At 68.4% G+C, this 6,380-nt stretch carries 6 protein-coding genes and 4 pseudogenes; 3 read left to right on the top strand and 7 right to left on the bottom strand.

Going from position 1 to position 6,380, the window contains the following annotated elements:
- Nucleotides 1-352, bottom strand: a pseudogene (locus ACZ7L0_RS37715) (hypothetical protein); the annotation flags it as partial.
- A 515-nt stretch (nt 353-867) separates the two neighbouring features.
- Here ACZ7L0_RS37715 and ACZ7L0_RS37710 point away from each other — a divergent pair.
- Nucleotides 868-1,166: pseudogene (locus tag ACZ7L0_RS37710) on the top strand (UBP-type zinc finger domain-containing protein).
- A 36-nt stretch (nt 1,167-1,202) separates the two neighbouring features.
- Here ACZ7L0_RS37710 and ACZ7L0_RS37705 read toward each other — a convergent pair.
- The 6 genes from ACZ7L0_RS37705 to ACZ7L0_RS37680 all read right to left on the bottom strand — a co-directional run bounded on the left by ACZ7L0_RS37705 (nt 1,203) and on the right by ACZ7L0_RS37680 (nt 5,160).
- Nucleotides 1,203-2,150 (bottom strand): DUF5996 family protein, encoded by a 948-nt coding sequence (locus ACZ7L0_RS37705; protein WP_471247078.1) that lies wholly within the window; start codon nt 2,148-2,150, stop codon nt 1,203-1,205.
- A 130-nt stretch (nt 2,151-2,280) separates the two neighbouring features.
- Nucleotides 2,281-3,108 (bottom strand): dihydrofolate reductase family protein, encoded by an 828-nt coding sequence (locus ACZ7L0_RS37700; RefSeq protein WP_471247077.1) that lies wholly within the window; start codon nt 3,106-3,108, stop codon nt 2,281-2,283.
- Between the two features lie 58 nt (nt 3,109-3,166).
- Nucleotides 3,167-3,865, bottom strand: a complete 699-nt coding sequence (gene folE / locus ACZ7L0_RS37695; RefSeq protein ID WP_471247076.1) for a GTP cyclohydrolase I — start codon at nt 3,863-3,865, stop codon at nt 3,167-3,169.
- 147 nt (nt 3,866-4,012) lie between these two features.
- Complete coding sequence (locus ACZ7L0_RS37690; protein ID WP_471247075.1) at nt 4,013-4,471, bottom strand: Crp/Fnr family transcriptional regulator; 459 nt, start codon at nt 4,469-4,471, stop codon at nt 4,013-4,015.
- Nucleotides 4,472-4,620: 149 nt separating this feature from the next.
- On the bottom strand, nt 4,621-4,983 hold the full coding sequence (locus ACZ7L0_RS37685; protein ID WP_471247074.1) for a DUF488 domain-containing protein: 363 nt from the start codon (nt 4,981-4,983) through the stop codon (nt 4,621-4,623).
- A gap of 21 nt (nt 4,984-5,004) precedes the next feature.
- Nucleotides 5,005-5,160 carry a hypothetical protein gene (locus tag ACZ7L0_RS37680; protein ID WP_471247073.1) on the bottom strand — a complete coding sequence of 52 codons (156 nt, stop codon included), beginning with the start codon at nt 5,158-5,160 and terminating at the stop codon, nt 5,005-5,007.
- A gap of 440 nt (nt 5,161-5,600) precedes the next feature.
- Here ACZ7L0_RS37680 and ACZ7L0_RS37675 point away from each other — a divergent pair.
- Both ACZ7L0_RS37675 and ACZ7L0_RS37670 read left to right on the top strand, forming a co-directional pair.
- A pseudogene (locus ACZ7L0_RS37675) lies at nt 5,601-6,021 on the top strand (transaldolase family protein); the annotation flags it as partial.
- Nucleotides 6,008-6,358 (top strand): annotated as a pseudogene (locus tag ACZ7L0_RS37670) (phosphotransferase); the annotation flags it as partial. The pseudogenes ACZ7L0_RS37675 and ACZ7L0_RS37670, both read left to right, overlap by 14 nt.
- Between the last annotated feature and the right edge of the window lie 22 nt (nt 6,359-6,380).

The raw sequence follows: 6,380 nt of genomic DNA, 5'->3' as shown, positions 1-6,380 counted from the left end.
GTCCGAGTGCGCGGCGGGCGTACCGCGCTCGTGGGGCCCGGGTCCTGGTGGGGCGGACGGCCTTGTGGTCTCCGTGTTCCCCGCCCGTGCGGCGCCGGACCCTCGGTCGATGCAACCGTGCCGGCCGCACCGCCTGTTCCCGGGTGACGCTGTCGGGGCTGTCGGCGATCTGGTCGGGGGTGCCGGTGGCGGTGATGCGTCCGCCGTGCACGCAGCCGCCGGGGCCGAGGTCGATCACGAAGTCGGCGTTGGCGATCATGTCGAGGTCGTGCTCGATGAAGACGACGGTGGCCTCGTTGTCGACCAGTTGCTGCAGCACGCCGAGGAGGACGCGGACGTCGAGCGGGAGCATGCCGACGCTGGGTTCATCCAGGACGAACAGGGCGTCGTGCTGGGCGCGGTCGAGTTCGGTGGCGAGCTTGAGCCGCTGCGTCTCGCCGCCGGACAGGGCGGGAGTCGCCTCGCTGAGGCTGAGGTAGCCCAGGCCCAGGTCGAGGAGGGTCTGTTATCGGAGGCTACGAATCCGGCGCCGCCACCCAAAGCGACAGCGCCGTCATCGCGATCAGGATTGCAGCCGGGGCTGTCCCGGCCCTGGTCATCATCCCCGCGATCGCCATCATGGTGACCTACCCCCTGGCCGAGAAGAAGTTCCGCGAAATCGTCGCCGACATCGCCCAGCGCCACACGGAACCCGGCCCGGACAAGCGCCGTGCTTCCCGAGCATGAGCGGCCCGCCACGCTGGTCGGCATCCGGGCGACATGGCCTTCCCCCACGGATCATTGGCGGAACCACTGAGGAAGGGCAGGGGCGGGCCGGTCGCCGCGGTTGCGCCGCAGGTGGGGCCATGGAAGCACGACAGCGGCTGGATGGAGTGTTTGGCGGGCGACGGCCCCGGGTGGTGGTTGCACTTGCGGCGCTGTGCCGCCTGCGGGCATATCGGGTGCTGCGATTCCGCACCCTCCCGGCACGGCACGAGGCACACGCATGAGGCCGGGCATCCCATCTTGACCAGCTTCGAACCCGGAGAGAGCTGGTCTGGGACGTCGAGACCGAGACGTTTTTCGAGGCGCCGCAACTGTCGCCGCCCACCTCACGCCCGGAATCGCAGCCGGTGCCTGGCCCCAAGGACAAGGTCCTTACCGACTGGCGGCGGCATCTGCACTGAGAGCCCCATGGGCGAATGGGAACGGCCGGAACTGAATCAGCCGCGGGTCACGGCCGGGTCCGAGTGCTGGTCTGTAATTCCTCCAGGGCAGGCCAGCCTGGCCACGTCCCAGTCGGCACGCTCGGCTCCGGCCCGGTAGGCGCTGTCGTAGAAGGCGAGCACTGCGCCGCGCGGGTCTGCTTCGGCGCGGGCATCGTCGTAGCGGAGCACGGCCAGGTGGCTGCCGTTGCGCGCCACCCACCGGGCGGTTTTCGGCGCGAGCGGCTCCTCCGCCAGCCCTGGGGGTTCCGGCGAGGTGTAAGAGTAGAAGGCGGGCTCGGGGAACGTGTCGTCCCCGAACCAGAAGCCGAAACTGATCACCTCACGGGAGTACGCCTCGCGGGTGACCGAGTCGGCCTCCGCCGGCTGTTCGACGTGCCTTCCGGAGAACCGGCTGTAGGCAATGTCAAAGGTGTGCCAGAAGTGGTGCACAGGGCTGGCCTTCCCCGAGAATCCAGCCGCGAACTCCTCCAGTACCAGTGCCACCTGGCTCAGGACTCGCCAATAGCGGTTGACCTGCACGGGATCGTAGGCCGCATGTTCGGTGTCGTCGGCGAAGGGCCGGGCTGCGTCCGGCAAGTCGAACGGATGGGGGGCCGGGATGTCCACCCGGACACCCAGCGCAGCCATAGCGTCCAGGGTCGCGCGGTGGAAGGACGCCACGGACCGGCCGGAGAGCGGAAAGGACACCTCTGTGCCGTCCAGCGAAGCGGCCACCAGCTGGTGGCGGACGAAGTCGAAGTCGATGGTGAACGGATGACCTTCGGTCTGCCCCATCGGACGCGTGGTGATGCCACGCCCCGTGAGGTGGAAGGGCACATTCCACCAGTGGTTACGCCGAACGCTGGAGGCGAGCCGGATCTTGCCGACGATCTGCACGAACCGATGCAGCGTCTCCTTGCAGTCCCGCCATTCGGCGAGCGGAATCGGCGGGAAGAGCTCCATGGGCTTTCCTTCCTGATCATGTCGGTGCGCAGCGCACCCTCGTCGGCCAGGAGCGCTCCGACGTCAGGGACGCATGCGTGTGCTGCCTTCAGGGGCGATGCCGGAGCACTCGGTGCCGGAGACAGTGCCGTCAGCCGTCCAACGCTGCTTGCGGGCTGGCGCGCGTGCGCGGGGAACGACGTCGGTAGCGGAGGAACAGATACGAATCCCGTCGCCGGACGCTGGTCAGATCCATCCATGCCGGTTGGTTCGGCAGCAGGTTGAGCCCGGCGATCAGCCCGGGTCGGGAGGTATCGGCACGGCCGGCGAGCACCGGGGATGTCGTGAGGAACAGTTCATCCAGCAGGCTCTCACTGAGTAGGTTGCCGATGAGGTGTGGTCCGCCTTCGGTAAGTACCGAGGTGTGTCCGTGAGCGCGGAGAGCCGCGAGGACGTCGGCAAGGCGAACGGTTGGCCCATCGCTGGTGAGTACCGTGCACGCGGCGGGCAGGCGTCCTTCCAGTCGGCGGGCACCGGCCAGGGTGGTGGTCACGAGTGCGCCCGACTGCAACGCTGGGTGCTGGGTGGGCAGGTCGCCGCTCGCGGTGACGACGACCAGTTGTGGCTGGGTGGGGCGGCGAAGGCTGCGTCGCAGCTCGGCGAAGTCGGGGGCGGCCTGGGGACAGACGTGGTCGGGTGTCCACCGGTGACGGGGGGTGGCCCGGAGTGTGCCGGCTCCGATGAGTACGGCGTCGGCGCAGGCGCGCAGCAGTCCCATGACGAAACGGTCCGCGGGTTCGCGCCCGCTGATCGCCGAGCCGGAGGAGGGGTATTCGGGACCGAGGGCGACCACTCCGTCGATGGAGGTGACGAAGTTCGCGTACACGCACGGCGGGGTGAAGCCCAGATCGCCACCGTAGGCCGTGGCGAGCGCAGGGGGCAGGCCGAAGCGGGGCTGCCCGGACTCCTCGTACAGCAACTCCAGAGGCTCCGACAAGCTTGTCCGTACCGGTCCGGCGGTATGCGCGGCGCTGTGGTCAGCCATGTCCGGCCAAGCCCCGCTGCCCGCACAGCGTGAAGAATTCGCCGCGCAGTTGCGGGTCCTCGTCGTAGGTGCCCCGCCAGTGGGTGGTACGGGTGCTGGACTCGATCTCCCGCACGCCGCGCATCTGCGTGCATAGATGCACCGCTTCCAAGTGGACCGCGACGCCGTGCGGCAGCAGGATCTGCTGCAACGATTCGGCGAGCTGGCGGCCGATGCGCTCCTGCACCGAGAAGCGGCGGGCGAACAGCCGCACCAGCCTGGTCAGCTTGGACAGGCCGAGGATGTGCTCGTGTGCGATGTAGCCGATGTACGCCCTGCCGAAGAACGGCAGAGCGTGGTGCTCGCAGAGGGCGAAGAACGGGATCGGTCCTTCGACGATCTGGCTGATCCGGCAGTCCGAACCGCCGTGGCATTCGGTCTCGAAGGCGGTGACCAGCTTCTCGTCGCCTTCGTACCCGCTGGTGGCGTCGAAGAGGGCACGCAGGAAGCGGCGGGGGGTGTCTGTGGTGGCCGTGGATCCGACGGCCAGGCCGAGCGCCTCGAAGATTTCCTTGATGTAGCCCTCGAACGTCTGCCACTGCTCGGGTGTGATCTGCCGCGGAGACACGGCCGCCCACTCGGCCTCGTCGGTGACGGGTAGCAGGCTCTCGCCGACCAGTCCGACGACGGGCGGGGGACCGTTCATCTGCATGGGTTGATCGTTCATATGCAGTCCCAAGACGCGACGTGTTTCACGTCTCGCCGAAGTCGATCGATTCCATTATCGGCCGATCTGTGCGCGAGCGCTGCGCGAGCTCACAACGCCTCCTTGTGGCAGCACATGGAACCGAGTTGCCGGTCAGGGCGGGGGCCCGCTGCCGACCGGTCCGTAAAGGTCCAGCAGTCGCGTCCGGGTGGATTGGAGCCGGTTACCGACCACGGTGGCGACACAGCGGGCGATCGCCTGCCCCAGCACCGGGTCTTCCTCGCACATGGTGTGCACTGCCGCGGTGTCGAATTCCAGTGTGTGGACCGGGCCGTGTGCCTGAGCGCCGAGCTGCCAGGTGTGCGGTGGGACGAGCCACGACCAGCCGAGCAATCGGCCTGGGCCAAGGGCATCGACGGTCGCTGCCCGGCGGCCAGGGACGTGGACGTCGAGGGTGACCATGCCGGTGCGGATGATCCAGAACCGGTCGGCCTTGCTGCCCTCCTCGAAGATGCGGGCGCTCGCGGGGAAGGACACATCGGTCGCGCATGCCAGCAACCGGTCGCGGTGTGCGGGCGAGAGCATCTCGAGCAGGTTTGTCGTGGTCGCCATGGCAGTCCTCCCGGATCTGCGCGGGATCTGCGGAGTCCCATAGGAGGAGCGGCAGCCGTACGCCACCACGCCCCGTTCCTCTGATTGGCCGCCAGCGATGACGTGGCACCTCCAGGCTCGGCGCGAGAGTGGAGCTCACCCCCGTGCCGTCAGCCCCGGAGCAGCTCCGCGAGCACTTCGGCTTCGCTGATCTCGGGATGCTTGGTTGCGGTGAGCAGTGTCAGGGTCCGGTTCTGGGCAAGCTCGCGCAGGTGCGCCACAGCGTCTGCGTGCTCGGGATCTTTGAGCTCTGTCCGGTAGCGGCGGCTGAATTCAGGGAATCGTTCAGGGTCGTGGCTGTACCACTTGCGCAGCTCCGTGGAGGGTGCGACCTGCTTGCACCACTCGTCGAGGTGGGCGTGCTCCTTGGTCATTCCCCGGGGCCAGATGCGGTCGACCAGCACTCTGGTGCCGTCGGTCTGCGCGGGCTCCTCGTAGACGCGGCGGACGTGGACGGTCCTTTTGTGTGCCATCGAGGGTCCTCCTGGTGGGCGTCATACGTAGTAGCGAGCGATGATCTCGAGCCGCGCCACTTCGTCGGGTCCTGGATAGGCCACCAGCACGGGCAGGCCGCTGGGATCCCGGCCCTCGATGAGGGTGAAGCCGTCCCCGTGCCGGGTGTCGACACGGTTGGAGCGGGCTCTGAGCACGCGCTCGCACGTGCGTACCGTGACCTCGCGGCCAGGCTCTCGGGGGAGCCGTCCAGACCCACGGTGAGCGCTGACTTCATGGCGGCTGAGTTCGTCTCGGCAGAAGCTGGGTGCCGATAAGCGGGAGCATTGGTCCCTGTCGGTGACCTTGAGGCCAAGTTGCCCGGTCAACGGGCTTCAGCACCAATACACCCCAAATAACTTCCCCCCGCACTGCGAGCATCCGAGCGTTTTCGGTGTCAGCCCCGCCCGGACGGCATGGAGCGGCCGGCGAGCCGTGCAGTCCGGCCGACCCGGGCCTACCCGGTGTGTGGATTGCGGGCCGCTCGCCTTCCAGAGACGATGGAGCGACAGGCAAGCTCTGGTGCGGGCCGCGGACGAGCTAGCAGGAAGCCTTGAACTCCTCACTCCGCCTCGCGCGCGGGAGGAGCGGCGGCGTCATGAATCCCTTGAACACACTGAGCGATGCCGGAGTGTCGATCTGGCTGGACGATCTCAGCCGAGCGCCTGGTCTCCAGGAGTCTGGCGGACCTGGTCGCGCGGGACCGGGTCGTAGGGGTGACCACGAATCCGACGATCTTCGCCAAGGCCATCACGAGCGGTGACGCGTACGACGCGCAGATCCGCGACCTGACGGCCCGCGGAGTCGGCGTCGGGGAGGCGCTGCGGGCGCTGACCACAACCGACGTCCGGTGGGCCTGCGACGTGCTGCGCCCCGTCTACGACGCGAGGGACGGCGTCGACGGGCGGGTCTCCATCGAGGTCGATCCCCGGCTCGCGCACGACACCGCGGCGACGATCGCGGAGGCGCGGGCGCTGTGGTGGCTGGTGGACCGGCCCAACCTGTTCGATGCTGTGCCACAACGATGTGTGCCCGGAAAACGTCGTCTGCCGCGACGGCCGTGCCGCAGCCCTGATCGCTTTCGACATGGCGGCCCCCGGCCGAGCAGCGTGAGACGTCGCCATGACCGCCCGCTACTGGGTACCCATGCTCGATCCCACGTCCGAGGCGGCTCTCTATCCCACAGGACTGGACGTCCCGACACGACTGCGGATCCTCGCCGACAGCTACGACGGCCTCTCCCCGCAGGACCGCGCTGAACTGCCCGGCGTCATCGAACAGGCCACCGAGTCCTGCCGGGCCTTCGTCGCCGACCAGCTGACGGCTCACCACGAGGTGTTCCCGGCTGCCCTGTCGAACTGACGGGCTCAGAGGTTGA

The organism is Streptomyces sp. NPDC039424 (assembly GCF_055639495.1).
This window is presented reverse-complemented; position numbering and strand designations above follow the sequence as displayed.

Coding starts and splice junctions, on each gene's coding strand:
- ACZ7L0_RS37705 (WP_471247078.1), bottom strand. CDS start 2,150: ATGGAGCTCTTCCCGCCGATTCCGCTCGCCGAATGGCGGGACTGCAAG.
- folE (WP_471247076.1), bottom strand. CDS start 3,865: ATGCAGATGAACGGTCCCCCGCCCGTCGTCGGACTGGTCGGCGAGAGC.
- ACZ7L0_RS37690 (WP_471247075.1), bottom strand. CDS start 4,471: ATGGCGACCACGACAAACCTGCTCGAGATGCTCTCGCCCGCACACCGC.
- ACZ7L0_RS37685 (WP_471247074.1), bottom strand. CDS start 4,983: ATGGCACACAAAAGGACCGTCCACGTCCGCCGCGTCTACGAGGAGCCC.